This is a genomic window from Clostridium sp. D53t1_180928_C8 (assembly GCF_015667795.1).
Classification (GTDB): Bacteria; Bacillota; Clostridia; order Clostridiales; family Clostridiaceae; genus Clostridium.
In genome coordinates, this window is sequence record NZ_JADPEL010000022.1 from 40,236 (window position 1) to 57,511 (window position 17,276).

Genomic DNA, 17,276 nt, shown 5'->3' on the forward strand with positions numbered 1-17,276 from the left:
GTTTTTATGCTTATAGTATTTATACTAAGTTTAATACCAGCTTTTATATAAAAAGATAAGGAGTGTATTTATGTTTTTAAGGTCACTTGAGATACGTGGATTTAAATCTTTTGCAGATAAAACTGAATTGAGATTTAAAAAGGGAGTAACTGCAGTTGTTGGCCCTAATGGTAGTGGAAAAAGTAACGTTTCTGATTCTGTAAGATGGGTTCTTGGGGAACAAAGTGTCAAAAGTCTTAGAGGTGGAAAAATGGAGGATGTTATTTTTGCAGGAACACAGTTTAGAAAGCCTTTAGGCCTTGCACAAGTATCTCTTACTTTGGATAACTCAGATGGAACATTATCAACAGATTATAATGAAGTAACTGTAACTAGAAGAATATTTAGATCTGGTGAGACAGAGTATTTAATTAATAATCAAAAGTGTAGATTAAAGGATATTACTGAATTATTTATGGATACTGGTATAGGTAAGGAAGGATATTCGATAATTGGACAAGGTAAAATAGATGCAATATTAAGCGGTAAACCAGAGGAAAGAAGAGCTTTATTAGAAGAGGCTGCTGGAATTGTTAAATATAAGTCTAGAAAAGAAGAGGCTGAAAAGAGACTTGATAATACTGATAGTAATTTAGTTAGAATTAGGGATATAATAGCAACTTATGAAGAAAGATTAGAACCATTAAGAATAGAAAAGGAAAAAGCAGAGAAATATAAAGCGCTAGCAGAGGAGTTAAATATTAAAGAAGTTTCTATTCTAGTAAATCATATTGATAGAGTTTTAAATGATATAGAAGTTTTATCAAAAGATATTGAAAAAAGACAAGAGTCAATAGATGAAAAAAGGGAAAAACTTAAAATTCATAAGAATGAGCTTGATGAATTACAAACAAACATAGAAAACATAGAAAAGAAAAACAAATTAGAAAAAGAAGAGTATTATAGAAAAAAGGAAGAAGCTACAAATCATATAAGAGATATTGAGCTTTTTAAAGAAAGAATTAATAATTTCAAGTCTTTAATAGACAAAGAAGAAAATGAAATAAAAGCTTTAAAAGAGAATTTGGAAAAGATTACTCTAGAAAAGAAGGCTTTAGAAGAAGCTTTAAATGAAAAAAGTAAAGAGAATAATGAAAAAGTATCAGAGATTAGAAATGTAGAGAGATTAATTGATGAAATAAGTGTAAAAATTAATAAAATAGAAAAAGAACTTAACGTTTTGAAGAACAATGAGTTTGAAATTATATCTAGAAACTCTGATATTAACAATAGTATTCAATCTTTAGAGAAAGAAATAAAAGATAAAAGTGATATACAAGAATCTTTGGATAAATCAATAGTTACCTTAGAAGGAAATCTAGCTATTAACATAGGAACTATAGATGAAGTTAAGTTAAAACTTATACATACGAAAGAGAGTATTTCTAAGTTAGAAGAAGAAGTTATTTCTATAAGAAAAGAGTTATCTAAAACACATTCTCTTTTAAATAATCAAGATAATAAACTTAAAATGTTATCAAAAAAGATAAATGAATCTGAAGCTACACATAATACTTTAGAAAATTTAGAAAAGCATTATGAAGGGTATAATAGAACTGTTAAAAATTTAATGGAGCATGTTGAAAAGGGAAGAGTACAAGGAATAAAGGATATAAAAGTACTTGGTGAAATTTTTGAAGTTGAAAAGAAATATGAAGTTGCTGTCGAAATAGCTTTAGGAGGGTCAATATCTAATGTAATAACAATAAATGATAATGATGCTAAAAATTTAATTTCATATCTAAAAAACAGAGGATTAGGTAGAGCTACATTTTTACCTTTAAATATTATTAGAGGTAAAAAATTAGATGTTCCTAATGACATTAAAAATGCAAAAGGATATGTTGGAATTGCATCAGAGATTTTAAAGTATGACGTAAGATATAAAGGTGTAATAGAATATAATTTAGGTAGAACAATAATTGCTGAAGATATGGATTGTGCACTTAATATATCTAAGCTTGGTAGACATAATTATAAAATAGTAACTTTAACTGGTGAGGTAATTAACCCAGGAGGGGCTTTAACTGGAGGAAGTATTCAAGGTAGAAATGCTAATCTTTTAGGGAGAAAAAGAGAAATTGAAGAATTAGCTCAAAATATATTAAAGCTAAAAGAAGAGTATAATAATGAAGTTTCAAGGTTTAATGAAATAAAGCTAAAGATTAAACAGTTAGATGAAGAGGTATTAAATAAAAGGGAAGAAATTCATGGTAAAAATATAGAGTTAACAGTATTAGAAGGTGAAATAAAAAATCTTATAAGTGATGGAGATAAACTAAGTAAAAGTATTGAAAACTCTAAGAGACAAAAAGAAGAGAATAATAATATAATTAAAACCGTATTTGATAAGTTGAAAAGTAAAAAAGAAGAGCTTAGCAAATTAGATGCTAGAAGTATAGAAAGAAAAGAAAAAGTTAAGTTAATTGAAGAAGAACTTGTAAATAATAATAAAGAAAGAGATTCTTTAAAAGAAAAGTTAGTAAATTTAAAGGTTAATAGTGCTACATTAGAGGAAAATCTTCAAGGTCAAAAAATGCAGTTATCTTCTAAGAATTTAGAGATAAGAGAAAAAGAAAATAAAATAAGTCATTTACAAAATGAAATTTCAAGTAAGAATAATAATATAAACTCTTTATCAGAAAATGTTAAAAGTAAAGATAACATATTAAGGGAAATAGAAGAGAGAGTATTAGAACTTGAAAATTCTTTTAGAGAAGATGAAGTTATTAAAGTTGAACTTAAAGAAAGCCATAAGGCTAAAGAAAGTGTAACTAATGAAATAATTGAATTAATAAGAGTTGAAGAAAATGAACTGAATAAAAGGGCTATACAAAATGCAAAAATAGAAAGTGAACAAGAAAGCCTTTATAATAGATTAAATAGAGAATTGAATTTAACTCTTGCAGAAGCAAAGGAAATAGCTGTTGAAGTTGAAAATATAAATGAATTAAAAGATGAAATTTCTGTATTAAAATCAAAGATAGCATCTTTAGGAACAGTTAACTTATCTGCTATAGTAGAATATGACGAAGTGTGTGAAAAGTATGAATTTATGTCATCACAAGAGTTAGACTTGCAAAAGGCAAAAGAAGAACTTATAGAAGTTATAAATGAAATGACTATTCAAATGCAGGAATTATTTAAAGAAAACTTTAAGGTATTAAATGAAAATTTCGGAGAAACCTTTAGAGAGTTATTTAAAGGTGGTAATGCAGAACTTATTTTAGGTGGCGAAGATGTCTTAAATTCTAATATAATAATAAATGTTGAACCACCAGGTAAAAAGCTTCAAAATATAAACTTAATGTCAGGGGGAGAGAAAGTTTTATCTGCAATTGCTTTATTATTTGCAATATTAAAAATGAAGCCAACTCCATTCTGTATACTTGATGAAATAGAAGCAGCTTTAGATGATGCTAATGTTTATAGATATGCAGAGTTCTTAAAGGCTTTCTCTGAAAATATTCAATTTATAGTTATAACACATAGAAAAGGAACAATGGAAGCAAGTGATGTGATGTATGGTATAACCATGGAAGAAAAGGGAATATCTAAAGTAGTATCAGTAGACTTGTCGGAGAATTAGGAGGTAGTAATAATGTTTGGTAAATTATTTAATAATCTTAAAAATGGATTAACAAAAACAAGAAATGCATTAACTGATAAAATAAATGAGGCTTTAAATTTAGCGGTGACAATTGATGATGATTTATATGAAGAGTTAGAAGAAATACTTATTATGGCAGACATAGGTATGGATACTACTATGGAAATAATCGAAAGATTGAAAGATAAAATTAGAAAAGAAAAAATTAATGATGTTGAATTAGTAAGACCAGCTTTAAAAAGCGTAATTGCTGAAATGATGAGTGATGGTAATGAAGAAGCTTATGAAGAAAAAAGCGGTAAAGAAGTAATTTTAGTAATAGGTGTAAATGGTGTTGGTAAGACTACTAGTATAGGTAAATTAGCAGCAATGAATAAAGAAAAAGGTAAAAAGGTTTTACTAGCTGCAGCTGATACATTTAGAGCAGGAGCAATAGATCAATTAGTTGTTTGGAGTGAAAGAGCAAAGGTTGATATCGTTAAGCATGAAGAGGGATCAGATCCGGCAGCAGTTGTATTTGATGCAATTAATGCTTCTAAATCAAGAGGTGTAGATTTGCTTATCTGTGATACAGCAGGAAGATTACACAATAAGAAGAACTTAATGGATGAGTTAGGTAAAATTAATAGAGTAATAGATAGAGAACTTGCAGGGGCTAATAAACAAACTTTATTAGTGTTAGATGGAACTACTGGACAAAATGCAGTAATTCAAGCTAAGCAATTCATGGAAGTATGTCCTATTGATGGTATAGTTTTAACTAAACTTGATGGAACTGCTAAAGGTGGAGTTGTTATTTCTATTAAGAATACTTTAAAAATACCTGTTAGATATATAGGTGTTGGTGAAGGTATTGATGATTTGCAAGAATTCGATGCAGAAAGTTTTGTAGAAGCATTATTTTAGATAATAAGTGAAGGATAATAGGTTATATAGGTAGTTAAAGAATAAACTTCTATAAATAAGCTTTTATAAAGTGTTTTTATTTAAATATTAATTTAATAACTATTATCTCTTCTCTTTTAATTTTTAAGTGAAAAAATTTGTTGCTAAAATTTAAATTAGTAATTAAAATAACTATAGGTACCTAAGGGGTATATTAAAATTTCATAGGAATAGTAATGGTTTTGTGCCTGCTTTTAAGGGTTAAAAAATAATTTTAAAGTGTTAAGTAAAAATACTTGACACCTAATAATTATTCTGTTAGAATCTCATATGTGGGTAAGGTGATATGCATGGAAGATAGAGTTGAGATTTCCTTACTAATGGATTGTTATGGTCCATTACTTACGGAAAAACAAAAAAGTATCATGGAGCTATATTACAATGAGGATTTATCCTTAGCTGAGATTGCTGAATTAAACAATACGAGTCGTCAAGCGATTCATGACCTTATAAAAAGATGCTACAAACAATTTCTAGCCTATGAAAGTAAATTAAATTTACTTGAAAAGTCTTTAGAAAAAGAAAAAAAGATTGTTGATATTTTGGATAATATTAATAGTAAATATTCTTTAAGTGATGAGGACTACATAAATTATAAAGAAAATCTAGAAAATTTATAGGCATAGGAGGGTTAACATGGCTTTTGAAGGTTTAGCTGATAAGTTACAAGAAACGTTTAAGAAACTTAGAGGCAAAGGTAAATTAGGCGAAAAAGATATTAAAGAAGCCATGAGAGAAGTAAAGCTTGCGTTATTAGAAGCTGACGTTAACTTCAAGGTTGTAAAAACTTTTGTTAAAAATGTTAGTGAAAAATGTGTTGGTAGTGAAGTTTTAGAAAGCTTAACACCTGCTCAGCAAGTCATCAAGATTGTTAATGATGAGCTTACAGATCTTATGGGAGGTAGTGAAAGTAAAATCAACTTCTCTAGTGTTGGACCAACTGTTATTATGTTAGTTGGACTTCAAGGAGCTGGTAAAACCACAATGGCTGGGAAACTTGCACTACAATTAAGAAAAGATAAAAATAAAAAACCTTTATTAGTTGCTTGTGATATATATAGACCAGCAGCAATTAAACAATTAGAGGTTGTAGGAAAGCAAATTGACATTCCAGTTTTCCAAATGGGTGATAAAATTAGCCCTGTACAAATTGCCAAAGAAGGTATAAAATACGGTAGGGAAAACGGAAATAATGTTGTAATTATAGATACAGCTGGTAGACTTCATATAGATGAAGAGCTAATGACTGAACTTAAAGATGTAAAGGCTGAAGTTAATCCTTCAGAAATCTTACTTGTTGTTGACTCAATGACAGGACAAGATGCTGTAAATGTTGCAGAAACCTTTAATGAAGCACTCGATATCTCGGGAGTTATATTAACAAAACTTGATGGAGATACAAGAGGTGGAGCTGCTTTATCAATTAGACATATGACTCAAAAGCCAATTAAATTTATTGGTGTTGGGGAAAAGATGAATGATTTTGAAGTATTTCATCCAGATAGAATGTCTAGTAGAATTCTTGGAATGGGAGATGTACTTTCATTAATCGAAAAGGCTCAAGAAGCAATTGATGAAAAAGAAGCTAAAGAGTTAGGTCAAAAGATGATGGAAAATGACTTTACTTACGATGATTACTTAACAGCTATGGAGCAAATGAAAAAGTTAGGATCATTAAGTAAAATCATGGAGATGATACCAGGAGTACCTAAGGAGATGAAGGATATTGACTTTGATGCTGGTGAAAAACAATTAGCTAGAGTAAAAGCAATCATTCATTCAATGACTCCTAAGGAAAGAAAAAATCCAAAACTGATAGTTGGGTCTTCTTCAAGAAAGAAGAGAATAGCTATGGGTTCTGGAACATCATTACAAGAAGTTAACAAACTCATAAAAGGACATGATATGATGAGAAAGCAAATGAAGCAGATGAAATCATTGACTAAAAAGTCCAAGAAAGGTTTATTTGGTAAATTACCTTTTTAAGAGTTTATATATAACATAACCCTTTAAAGGAGGTGAAATTAATGGCAGTAAAAATCAGATTAAGAAGAATGGGTGCTAAGAAAGCTCCTTTCTACAGAGTTGTTGTTGCTGATTCTAGAAGCCCAAGAGATGGAAGATTCATCGAAGAAATCGGGTACTACAATCCAATAACTGAACCAGCTGAAATCAAAATCGATGAAGAAAAAGCTACAAAGTGGATTAACAATGGTGCACAACCTACAGACGTAGTTAAGAGACTATTCAACACAGTAGGACTTAACAAGTAATTTTTGGGAGGTGAACTCTGCAAAATACATTACAATTTAGTACATAGTATTTGCAGACTCTTATGAAAGATTTAGTTGAAATAATTGCTAAATCCCTAGTGGATAATCCAAATGAAGTTCATGTAAATGAAGTTCAAGGAGAGCAAGACTTAATTCTTGAGTTAAGGGTTGCTCCTGAAGATATGGGTAAGGTAATCGGTAAGCAAGGTAGAGTAGCGAAAGCTATTAGAACCGTGGTAAAAGCCGCAGCACTAAACGAAAATCAAAAAGTAGTAGTTGAAATTATCGATGTAAAGAGTTAGGAGTTTCCTAACTCTTTTTTTATTCGACAAATATAGCATGCCCCTGGGGTGCCTCTGAGGCACCCCAGGGGTAAAATAAATAATTTTGCTAAAATATAAAAAGTTTGATATAAATAATATAGGAAAAAAATTAAACTAACATAAGAGGTGAAGTTTGTGAGTAATAATTTAAAAGTAGGTAAAATAGTAAATACTCATGGTTTAAAAGGTGAAGTTAAGGTTATTGCATTAACTGATGATGTAAGAAGATTTGATGATTTAGAGTATGTTTTAATTGATGGTAAAGAAGTTAACATAGAGAATTGTAAATATCAAAAGGATAGAGTTATAGTTAAACTTGAAGGGGTAGATAAAATAGAAGATGCAGAAAGACTTAAAGAAAAATTTATGGAAGTAGAAAGAAAAAATGCAGTTGAGCTTGAAGAAGATTGCTATTTCTTAGCTGATCTAAGAGAATGTACTGTATTTGATACTGAAGGAAAAGAAATCGGTAAGATTTATGATGTTATTCAAACTAAAAATAACGATGTATATTGGATAAGAAAACCTAAGGAAATATTAATACCTGTATTAAAAAGAATAGTAGTGGATATTAATATAGATGAGAGAAAAATTACAATAAGACCAGTAGGAGAATGGATGGATGAAGATTAGTATTCTAACTCTATTCCCTGAGATGTTTAATATTTTTAATCATAGTATAATAGGAAAGGCTCAAGAAAAAGGGTTAATTTCAATTGATACTTTAAATATAAGAGATTATACATTGAATAAGCATAAGAAAGTTGATGATTATCCTTATGGAGGTGGAGCTGGAATGGTAATGGCGGCTCAACCTGTAGTAGACTCTATAAGAGCTTGTAGAGAAAATAATAAAGGTAAGGTAATTTTCTTAGGACCAAAGGGAAAAACCTTTAATCAAGAATTGGCAACAGAGTTATCTAAAGAAGAAAATCTTATTTTTCTTTGTGGACATTATGAAGGAATAGATGAAAGAGCTTTTAAGGAGGTTGATATGGAAATTTCCTTAGGTGATTTTGTATTAACTGGTGGAGAAATGGCAGCAATACCTGTTATTGATTCTATTTTAAGGTTAGTACCAGGGGTATTAAATAAGTCTGAAAGTCACGAAGATGAGTCTTTTTCTGATGGTTTATTAGAATATCCACAATATACTAGGCCTGAAATTTTTGAGGGAGAAAGCGTGCCTGCAGTATTATTATCAGGACATCATGAGAATATAAGAAAATGGAGAAGGTTACAATCACTTGAAGTTACAAGGGAAAGAAGACCAGATTTATATAAGGATATAATACTGACAAAAGAGGACAAAAAATTATTAAATAGCAAAAAATAATAACTTGAAATATAAAAAAACTTATGTTACAATAAATTTTGTGCTAGTACGGGCGTTCCGCTGTCAAAGTATTTGTTAAGAGCGTCAATTATCAATTTAGGAGGGAATGCACGATGAACGAAATATTAAGAGCTATAGAAGCAGAACAAATGAGAAATGACTTACCAAACTTCAATGTTGGGGATAACGTTAAATTACACGTTAAAGTTAAAGAAGGTAACAGAGAAAGAATTCAAATGTTCGAAGGTACTGTTATTAAGAGACAAAACGGTGGTTTAAGAGAAACTTTCACAGTAAGAAGACTTGCTTACGGTGTTGGAGTTGAAAGAACTTTCCCAGTTAACTCACCAATCATCGAAAAGATGGAAGTTACAAGAAGAGGTAAAGTAAGAAGAGCTAAGTTATTCTACTTAAGAGATAGAGTAGGTAAGGCTGCTAAAGTTAAGGAATTATTAACTAGATAATTAAAAGTTAATAAAGATATGAAGGGACTTAGTATTAAGTCCCTTTTTGTTTGCAATAATATAAATATGATAATAATTAAAATATATTGCGAAGTAATATATTAAAGGTTAATAGAAAATGGGTAATTAAAGGATGAAACTCCTTAGGAAGTTTCTAAAAATATATGTTTAAAAAGCTATTATAGCAGTTTGAATCTTAATTATCTATTGCTAATTATGAATTACGTTAGTTCGCAATTTACATAAAGGAGGATGTATTATGGCTACAATAAACTGGTTCCCTGGGCATATGAAGAAGACAAAGAGGGAAATAGAAGATAATTTAAAGCTAGTTGATGCTGTAATAGAAATTAGAGATGCTAGAATTCCAAGAAGTTCTGCAAATCCAGATATAGATAAGCTTTGCTCAGGAAAACCAAGAATAATATTATTAAATAAAAGTGATTTAACAGAAGCAAAGGTTACTAAAAGTTGGATAGATGAATTATCTAATGAAAATGTTAAAGTTTTAGAAGTTAACTGTTTAAAAGGTCAAGGATTACAACAAATAAAACCAGCACTTTTAGAATTATTAAAAGAAAAGCATGATAGAGCTAAAGCTAAGGGCTTAGTTAAATTTATGATGAGGGTAATGGTAGTTGGAGTTCCTAACTGCGGTAAATCAACATTCATAAATAAAATGGCAAGAAATAATATTGCTAAAACTGGGGATAGAGCAGGTGTTACTAAGAGTAAACAATGGATAAAGACAGCTCTTGATATGGAAATGTTAGATACTCCAGGAGTATTATGGCCTAAATTTGAAGATGAAAGAACAGCTTTAAACTTAGCATTTACAGGTGCCATTAAGGATGAAATTATGGATATAGAAGAATTAGCACTTAAGCTAGTTGAAAGACTTCAAGAATATTATCCAGATAGATTAATGGAAAGATTTGGAATAGAGGAAATACTTGAAAACCCATTAGATAACCTTGATGCTATTGCTAGAAAAAGAGGTTGCATAATGGCTCGTAATGAAATTAATTATAATAGAATCGCTGTTATGCTTATAGATGAGTTTAGAGGTGGAAAGCTAGGAAAAATTTCTTTAGAGCGTCCTGATGATGTTTTTGAGGAAGTTGAAGTTGTAGAGAAGGAAGAAACGGAAAAAGAAAGAAAAAGAAGAATAAGAAAAGAAAAGAGAAACGAAAAGAAGAAGGAAAAAAGATAATGGATATATTAACTACTGATATTAGCAAGTTAAGTTTTAAAGAAGTTAAAGAAAAGGTAGATGAAATAAATGTAAAGGAATTACTTAATTCATCAACGCTAATTGACATTATTGATATATTAAAAAGTGATAAAAGAAAAAACATTAACAGTTTAGGTGATAAGATTCAAAAAACTAAAGATACGATTAAAGACGAAATTAAAAGAGTAAGAGTAATGTATAATTTTGATAAGTCTTTTGGAGAGTATAATATTATTGCAGGTGTAGATGAAGTAGGGAGAGGACCTTTAGCAGGTCCTATAGTATCATGTGCTGTAGTCTTAGATTTAAATGTAATTGATGATGAATTAATTTTGTGGATAAATGACTCTAAAAAATTAAGTGAAAAGAAAAGAGAAGAATTATCAGAGGTAATTAAAGAAAAAGCATTAGCATATTATATATCTTCTCGTGATGCAAATGAAATTGATTCAAGAGGAATTGGTGTTTGTAATAATGAGGTTTTCTTAGAGGCTTGTAGTGGTTTAGATATAAAACCAGAATTAGTTTTATCTGATGGATATACTGTTAAGGGGATAAAGACACCTAATAAGTCTGTAATTAAAGGTGATACGAAATCAGCATGTATTGCAGCTGCATCAATAGTGGCTAAGGTATATAGGGATAATTTAATGAAGAAATATGCTGAAAAATATCCTTACTATGGTTTTGAGGAGAATGCTGGTTACGGAACTTCAAAGCATATTGAAGGAATAAAGGCATATGGTCCTACAGAAATACATAGAATGTCGTTTTTAACCAATATTTTATCTAATAACTAGTAGTTATAATAAAAGTTGGAAGAGATAAAATAAAAGGTATATAACTAATAGGTTCTAAATGCATCTTTTAAATGATTTAATTTAAAGGATGCATTTTTGTTATTGAAAATAATTTCAATAACATCATATCTAACATTATAGTTTTGGTATTTTTTGTATAATAAATAGACTTGAGATAATTTTATAATTTGTTTTTGTTTATTGTAGGTAACAGATTCTATTGGACTTCCAAAGGTATTTGTATATCTACTTTTTATTTCACAAAAAATTATTATATTATCATTTTCGCAAATTATATCTATTTCACCATATCTATTTCTATAATTCATGTCTAATATTTTATAGCCATTAGTAGTTAGAAAATCACTAGCAATAGTTTCACCGTAGGCTCCAATTGCTTTATTATATTTTTTCATATTTTCACCTCTATCTATAAATAATAGACTTTGAATTTTTTTTTATTCAAATAAGGTTAAATAATTATAACCATGTCAATAATGAAAAAAGTGAATATGGAAAAGGAAGGATTGATATAAAGCATGGCTTTAGAAATAATTAGTGCTACACATAGAGGGTTAGATGGAGTATTGATAAATGTAGAAGTTGATATAACTAGAGGTATTCCTAGTTTTAATATTGTAGGATTGCCAGATACGTCAATTAAAGAATCTAAAGAGAGAGTTAGATTAGCTATTGTAAATAGTGGATATGAATTTCCGTTAGGAAGAATTACGATAAATTTAGCTCCAGCAGATGTGAAAAAAATTGGTAGTCTTTTAGATTTACCAATAGCCTTGGGAATATTAATGGTATCAGGACAAATTCAAGAAAAATCATTAGAGGATTATATTGTTTTTGGAGAGCTTTCTTTAAATGGTGAGTTAAAAGGCGTTAAAGGTGCAGTGCCGATTATTTTTGAAGGTGATAGTAATAAAAAAAGAAATTTTATTTTTCCACTTGAGAACTTGAAAGAAATGAGAAGTTTTGTATTAGGAAACTTTTTTCCCTTTAAGACTTTAAATCAAGTAATATCATATATACAAAATCAAGATTTACTTCCCTATAACGGTGGGGAAAAGAAAAAGATTAAAGAGGTTTTTATAAATAGATTTGAAGATATAATGGGGCAATATACATCTAAAAAGGCAATGGAAATTGTAGCAGCAGGTAACCATAATATAATGCTATTTGGATCGCCAGGTTCGGGAAAAACAATGCTAGCAAAGGCATTACCATCAATTATGCCTCCTATGACTATAGAAGAGCAGCAAGAAGTAGCAAAAATATATAGCATATCAGGAATGTGGAATGAAGGATATGATATATCAAGACCATTTAGAGCTCCACATAATACTATAACTAAAACAGCGTTAATTGGAGGAGGTAAGGATATAAAGGCTGGAGAGATAACATTAGCACATAATGGAGTTTTATTTTTAGATGAAATATTAGAATTTAAAAAGGAAGTATTAGAACTTTTAAGGCAGCCATTAGAAGAAAAGGTTATAAATATTTCAAGAGTTAAGGAAAACTATACATTACCAAGTAATTTTATACTTGTAGGTACATTTAATCCATGTCCTTGTGGGAAGCTACTTGATCATGATTCTGGAGTAATGTGCACATGTAGTGAGTTAGAGAAAAAGAGATATATAAATAAAATGTCAAGAGCACTTTTGGATAGAATTGATATATTAAATTTTGTTCCGAGAATAAAGTTGAATGAAATAGATGCAAAAAAAGATAAAATTAATTCTGACAATATGCGACATAATGTAATTTTGGCTAGAGAAATTCAAAAAGAACGATTTAAAGGAACAAAATATAGATATAATTCAGAGATTATAGGTAAAGATGTTTTAAATTTGTGTAATATTAGTAGAAATGCAAAAAAAGTTTTAGAAGAGTATTATCGCAAGTATGACATAACACTTAGGGGATATACAAAAATAATAAAGGTAGCTAGGACTATAGCCGATTTGGATTGTAGTGTTGAAATAATGGATTACCATATTATTGAGGCTATAGGCTTTAGAAAAAATATTTTCGGAGAAATAATATAGAGAGGAATTTTAAATATGGATAAATATAAAACCTGGCTTATAACATTAGGATTATCTGATTATGCTAAGATAAAATTAATAGAAAAGTATAATAATGAAGAAAATATTTATAATAATATTGATAATATAATTAAAGAAAAATTATTGCATAAAAACTTTTTAACGAAAATAAAAAATAATAATAAAGAAGAAGAAAAATTAGAGGAATATTTATTTAAAAATAACATAAAGTATGTAACATATTCATCTAGTTTATATCCTGAAGGATTAAAAAATATTGCAAATCCGCCATATGTTATATTTTATAAGGGAGATATAACACTATTAAATTATAATATGGTTGCAATTGTTGGCTCTCGAAAAAATACTAATTATGGAGAGCAGGTTACTAAATTTATAGTTTCAGAATTATATAATATTTCATATGGAGTTGTAAGTGGTGTAGCAGCAGGAATAGACTCAATTGCGCATAGAGAAATTTTGTTTAGAGGTGGAAAAACTATAGGCGTTTTAGGTTGTGGTATAGATGTTGTATATCCAAGATTTAATAAAAATTTATATGATAGAATTTCTGAACATGGATTATTAATATCAGAATTTTTACCAGGAACTAAGCCACTACCTTATAATTTTCCACGAAGAAATAGAATAATAAGTGCATTAAGTAATGGTGTAATTGTTATAGAAGCATCTAGTAGAAGTGGATCATTAATAACAGTTGATTATGCATTAAATCAATCTAAAGATGTTATGGTTGTTCCTGGACCGATTTTCAATGAAGCTAGTAAAGGGTGTAATTTATTAATTTATCAAGGAGCACGTCCGTTTTTAGGAAAAAAAGATTTATATGAATTTCTTAATGTAATTAAAAAAGAAGGTAAAAATAATGCTAAAAATAGTATTAAAAAATGTTTATTGGATGTAATAGGAAAGGAACCTATACATATAGATAAAATAATTGGAAGTCTAAATATTGACAGGATAGCTTTATTTGAGTTATTATTTGAAATGCAAAATGAAAATGAAATTATTTGCCTGCCAGGCAATTATTACGTAAAGATTAGTTAGAGTTTTAGGGGGGTAAAAGCTCCTAAGAGATAAATAGGAGTTGATGGTATGGGTCAGAATCTTGTAATTGTAGAGTCACCTGCAAAAGCAAAGACAATTAGTAAATATTTAGGTAAGAATTATACAGTTGAAGCTTCAATGGGGCATGTTAGAGATTTGCCTAAAAGTAAATTAGGCGTTGATATAGAAGATAATTTTAATCCAAAATATATAACTATTAGAGGAAAAGGTGAATTAATAACTAAATTAAAAAAAGCGGCTAAAAAAGCAGATAAAATTTATCTTGCAACCGACCCCGATAGAGAGGGTGAAGCTATATCTTGGCATTTAGCTAATATATTAAAGATTTCAGAAGATGATACATGTAGAATTGTATTTAATGAAATAACAAAAGGTGCTGTAAAGGAATCTATAAAAGAAGCAAGAAAGATAAATTTAAATTTAGTTGATGCGCAACAAGCAAGAAGAGTATTAGATAGACTTGTTGGTTATGAAATAAGTCCTATACTGTGGAAAAATGTTAAATGGGGATTAAGTGCTGGTAGAGTTCAATCAGCTGCATTAAAGCTTATTTGCGATAAAGAAGAAGAAATAAAAGCTTTTGAACCAAAAGAATATTGGACAGTAGATTGTATTTTAAAGAAGGAAAGAAAAAAGTTCCCAATAAAGTTAACAAAATTTGAAAATAAAAAAATAGAAATAAATAATGAAGAAGAAGCAAATAAAATAATAAGAGATTTAGAAGAAAATGATTACAGAATAGATAAGGTGAAAAAGGGAAATAGATTAAAAAATCCACTACCACCATTTACAACAAGTACACTGCAACAAGAAGCTTCTAAGAAGCTTAACTTTATGACTAAAAGAACTATGTCTATAGCACAAGCTCTTTATGAAGGTATTGATGTAAAAGGGTATGGAACAGTAGGTTTAATAACTTATATGAGAACTGACTCTGTAAGAATTTCAGAAGAAGCTCAAAGTAAAGCGGTTGACTTTATAAAAGAAAACTATGGAAATGAGTATCTTCCTGAAAAAGCTAGAGTTTACAAAAGTAAAAAAAATATTCAAGATGCTCATGAAGCTATAAGACCTTCTCATGTAGAAATAACGCCAGAAATAGCAAAGGCAAGTTTATCATCTGAACAATATAAATTATATAGTCTAATATGGAAGAGATTTATTGCAAGCCAAATGGCATCATGTTCATTAAATACTAATAGTATTAATATAGTAAATGGTGCATATTCATTTAAAGCATCAGGATCAACTATTAAATTTGATGGATTTATGAAGATATATGATTATACAACAGAAGATGATGATAATGATGTAACATTACCAGTATTAGAAGAGGGTGAAGTATTATCACCAACATCAGTAGAAGGTAAACAGCACTTTACACAACCGCCAGCAAGATATACAGAAGCATCTTTTGTAAAGTTACTTGAGGAAAAAGGAATAGGTAGACCAAGTACTTATGTTCCTACTATTTCTACAATCTTAAGTAGAGAATACGTAGTAAGAGAAAAGAAAAATTTAGTTCCAACAGAATTAGGATTTATAGTAAATAATATAATGTCAGATTATTTTAAACAAATAGTTGATGTAGATTTTACAGCTGATATGGAAAGAAAGCTTGATTATATCGAAGAAGGTAGTGAAGAGTGGAAGGCTGTAGTAGGAGAATTCTTTGCGCCTCTTAAGATAGCTATTGATAAAGCGGAAAAAGAAATTTCAAAAGTAGTAATTGAAGATAAAGTTAGTGATGTTCCATGTGATAAATGTGGAAGAATGATGGTTATAAAGCGTGGAAGATATGGCACATTCTTAGCATGTCCTGGATATCCAGAATGTCATAATGCTAAGCCTATTGTTGAAGAACTAGATGTTCCTTGTCCAAAATGTGGTGGAAAGATATTAGCTAAGAGAAGTAAAAAAGGTAAGAAGTTCTTTGGATGTTCTAATTATCCAAATTGTGACTTTGTAAGTTGGAATGAGCCAATAAAGGAACCATGTTCAAAATGTGGTAGTTATATGACTATTAAATATTCAAAGACTAAAGGTAAATATGCTATATGCTCAAATACTGAGTGTGGAAATACAATGCCGTTAGAGGATGATACTGAAAAAAAAGACGATAAGTAGAATATATCCGAATCATACCTTGTCGAAAGAATGTAAAAATTGTTGTAAAAAAAAATCTTATATGATAGTATAAGATTAGAAGTGATATCTTAAAATTTTGAGAATTTTGAAAATTAACAATTTAGTGATAAGGCTTATGATGGGGGGAGTATTCAATTGTCATCATTATTAAATAAAACTAGAAGATTAAATAAGATTTTACAAAAGGGTGGTGCAGACCCAGTAGTATTCGACGATATATGCAAACTTTTAAGTGAAGTATTAGAATGTAACGTATATATAATTAGTAGAAAAGGAAAAGTTTTAGGACATACTTTTTCAACGGATTTTGAATGTGGAATAATGAAAAAGTATGTTTTAGAAGAAGGTAGATTCCCATTAGGTTATAATGAAAGTCTACTAAAGATTTCAGAAACTTTAGCAAACTCTAAAAGTAATGGTAATTGTGTATTTAAGGGTGAAGGAACTTGTGAAGTTTCTAATAAGATAACTACAATAGTGCCTATAGTAGGTAATCGTGAAAGAATGGGAACATTGCTTTTAGCAAGATTCGGTGAAGAATTTACAGATGAAGATTTAGTTTTAGCAGAACATAGTACAACTATAGTTGGAATGGAAATGTTAAGAGCTAAGCAATTTGAACTAGAAGAGGAAGCAAGAAAGAAAGCTGTTGTTCAATTAGCTATTGGAACTTTATCTTATTCTGAATTAGAAGCTGTAGAGCATATATTTAACGAATTAGAAGGTAATGAAGGATTATTAGTTGCATCTAAGATTGCAGATAAAGTAGGAATAACAAGAAGTGTTATTGTAAATGCATTAAGAAAGTTTGAAAGTGCCGGTGTAATTGAGTCAAGATCTTTAGGGATGAAAGGAACTCATATTAAAATTTTAAATGAAAAATTAGTAGAAGAATTAAAGAAAATACGATAAAAAATAAGCTATACAGAAGTATAGCTTATTTTTATATAAT

Annotated in this window: 16 protein-coding genes; 15 read left to right on the top strand and 1 reads right to left on the bottom strand. The window is 29.2% G+C overall.

Annotated elements, in window-relative coordinates; genetic code table 11:
* Positions 1–70 precede the first annotated feature (70 nt).
* From smc to I4V51_RS13300, 11 genes are all read left to right on the top strand, one after another.
* Positions 71–3,628, top strand: a complete 3,558-nt coding sequence (gene smc / locus I4V51_RS13250; protein ID WP_195988909.1) for a chromosome segregation protein SMC — start codon at positions 71–73, stop codon at positions 3,626–3,628.
* A gap of 12 nt (positions 3,629–3,640) precedes the next feature.
* Entirely contained in the window at positions 3,641–4,555 is a 915-nt protein-coding gene (gene ftsY / locus I4V51_RS13255) for a signal recognition particle-docking protein FtsY (protein ID WP_195988910.1), read from the top strand.
* A gap of 329 nt (positions 4,556–4,884) precedes the next feature.
* Positions 4,885–5,214, top strand: a complete 330-nt coding sequence (locus I4V51_RS13260; RefSeq protein ID WP_195988911.1) for a putative DNA-binding protein — start codon at positions 4,885–4,887, stop codon at positions 5,212–5,214.
* Between the two features lie 16 nt (positions 5,215–5,230).
* Positions 5,231–6,580: a signal recognition particle protein gene (ffh, locus tag I4V51_RS13265; RefSeq protein WP_195988912.1), complete on the top strand. Its 1,350-nt coding sequence runs from the start codon at positions 5,231–5,233 to the stop codon at positions 6,578–6,580.
* A gap of 41 nt (positions 6,581–6,621) precedes the next feature.
* Positions 6,622–6,867 (top strand): 30S ribosomal protein S16, encoded by a 246-nt coding sequence (gene rpsP / locus I4V51_RS13270; protein ID WP_042396852.1) that lies wholly within the window; start codon positions 6,622–6,624, stop codon positions 6,865–6,867.
* Between the two features lie 62 nt (positions 6,868–6,929).
* The gene (locus I4V51_RS13275; protein WP_195988923.1) at positions 6,930–7,169 is read left to right on the top strand and encodes a KH domain-containing protein; all 240 of its coding nucleotides are present in this window, start codon (positions 6,930–6,932) and stop codon (positions 7,167–7,169) included.
* Positions 7,170–7,325: 156 nt separating this feature from the next.
* A complete protein-coding gene (gene rimM, locus I4V51_RS13280; protein ID WP_195988913.1) occupies positions 7,326–7,823 on the top strand; it encodes a ribosome maturation factor RimM in 498 nt (165 codons plus the stop codon).
* Positions 7,813–8,526: a tRNA (guanosine(37)-N1)-methyltransferase TrmD gene (gene trmD / locus I4V51_RS13285; protein WP_195988914.1), complete on the top strand. Its 714-nt coding sequence runs from the start codon at positions 7,813–7,815 to the stop codon at positions 8,524–8,526. The genes rimM and trmD overlap by 11 nt, the downstream gene beginning before the upstream one ends.
* A gap of 113 nt (positions 8,527–8,639) precedes the next feature.
* A complete protein-coding gene (rplS, locus tag I4V51_RS13290; RefSeq protein ID WP_195988915.1) occupies positions 8,640–8,990 on the top strand; it encodes a 50S ribosomal protein L19 in 351 nt (116 codons plus the stop codon).
* A gap of 259 nt (positions 8,991–9,249) precedes the next feature.
* Positions 9,250–10,203, top strand: coding sequence for a ribosome biogenesis GTPase YlqF (gene ylqF / locus I4V51_RS13295; RefSeq protein WP_195988916.1), 954 nt, complete (start codon positions 9,250–9,252; stop codon positions 10,201–10,203).
* On the top strand, positions 10,203–11,024 hold the full coding sequence (locus tag I4V51_RS13300) for a ribonuclease HII (protein ID WP_195988917.1): 822 nt from the start codon (positions 10,203–10,205) through the stop codon (positions 11,022–11,024). The genes ylqF and I4V51_RS13300 overlap by 1 nt, the downstream gene beginning before the upstream one ends.
* A 44-nt stretch (positions 11,025–11,068) precedes the next feature.
* Here I4V51_RS13300 and I4V51_RS13305 read toward each other — a convergent pair whose 3' ends face one another.
* Positions 11,069–11,440, bottom strand: coding sequence for a YraN family protein (locus I4V51_RS13305; RefSeq protein ID WP_195988918.1), 372 nt, complete (start codon positions 11,438–11,440; stop codon positions 11,069–11,071).
* A 123-nt stretch (positions 11,441–11,563) separates the two neighbouring features.
* Here I4V51_RS13305 and I4V51_RS13310 point away from each other — a divergent pair, with 123 nt between their 5' ends.
* From I4V51_RS13310 to codY, 4 genes are all read left to right on the top strand, one after another.
* Positions 11,564–13,087, top strand: coding sequence for a YifB family Mg chelatase-like AAA ATPase (locus I4V51_RS13310; protein WP_195988919.1), 1,524 nt, complete (start codon positions 11,564–11,566; stop codon positions 13,085–13,087).
* Positions 13,088–13,102: 15 nt separating this feature from the next.
* Complete coding sequence (gene dprA / locus I4V51_RS13315) at positions 13,103–14,155, top strand: DNA-processing protein DprA (protein ID WP_195988920.1); 1,053 nt, start codon at positions 13,103–13,105, stop codon at positions 14,153–14,155.
* A 48-nt stretch (positions 14,156–14,203) separates the two neighbouring features.
* Entirely contained in the window at positions 14,204–16,303 is a 2,100-nt protein-coding gene (topA, locus tag I4V51_RS13320) for a type I DNA topoisomerase (RefSeq protein WP_195988921.1), read from the top strand.
* 156 nt (positions 16,304–16,459) lie between these two features.
* Complete coding sequence (codY, locus tag I4V51_RS13325) at positions 16,460–17,236, top strand: GTP-sensing pleiotropic transcriptional regulator CodY (RefSeq protein ID WP_195988922.1); 777 nt, start codon at positions 16,460–16,462, stop codon at positions 17,234–17,236.
* Positions 17,237–17,276 lie beyond the last annotated feature (40 nt).

Coding starts and splice junctions, on each gene's coding strand:
- smc (WP_195988909.1), top strand. CDS start 71: ATGTTTTTAAGGTCACTTGAGATACGTGGATTTAAATCTTTTGCAGAT.
- ftsY (WP_195988910.1), top strand. CDS start 3,641: ATGTTTGGTAAATTATTTAATAATCTTAAAAATGGATTAACAAAAACA.
- I4V51_RS13260 (WP_195988911.1), top strand. CDS start 4,885: ATGGAAGATAGAGTTGAGATTTCCTTACTAATGGATTGTTATGGTCCA.
- ffh (WP_195988912.1), top strand. CDS start 5,231: ATGGCTTTTGAAGGTTTAGCTGATAAGTTACAAGAAACGTTTAAGAAA.
- rpsP (WP_042396852.1), top strand. CDS start 6,622: ATGGCAGTAAAAATCAGATTAAGAAGAATGGGTGCTAAGAAAGCTCCT.
- I4V51_RS13275 (WP_195988923.1), top strand. CDS start 6,930: ATGAAAGATTTAGTTGAAATAATTGCTAAATCCCTAGTGGATAATCCA.
- trmD (WP_195988914.1), top strand. CDS start 7,813: ATGAAGATTAGTATTCTAACTCTATTCCCTGAGATGTTTAATATTTTT.
- rplS (WP_195988915.1), top strand. CDS start 8,640: ATGAACGAAATATTAAGAGCTATAGAAGCAGAACAAATGAGAAATGAC.
- ylqF (WP_195988916.1), top strand. CDS start 9,250: ATGGCTACAATAAACTGGTTCCCTGGGCATATGAAGAAGACAAAGAGG.
- I4V51_RS13300 (WP_195988917.1), top strand. CDS start 10,203: ATGGATATATTAACTACTGATATTAGCAAGTTAAGTTTTAAAGAAGTT.
- I4V51_RS13305 (WP_195988918.1), bottom strand. CDS start 11,440: ATGAAAAAATATAATAAAGCAATTGGAGCCTACGGTGAAACTATTGCT.
- I4V51_RS13310 (WP_195988919.1), top strand. CDS start 11,564: ATGGCTTTAGAAATAATTAGTGCTACACATAGAGGGTTAGATGGAGTA.
- dprA (WP_195988920.1), top strand. CDS start 13,103: ATGGATAAATATAAAACCTGGCTTATAACATTAGGATTATCTGATTAT.
- topA (WP_195988921.1), top strand. CDS start 14,204: ATGGGTCAGAATCTTGTAATTGTAGAGTCACCTGCAAAAGCAAAGACA.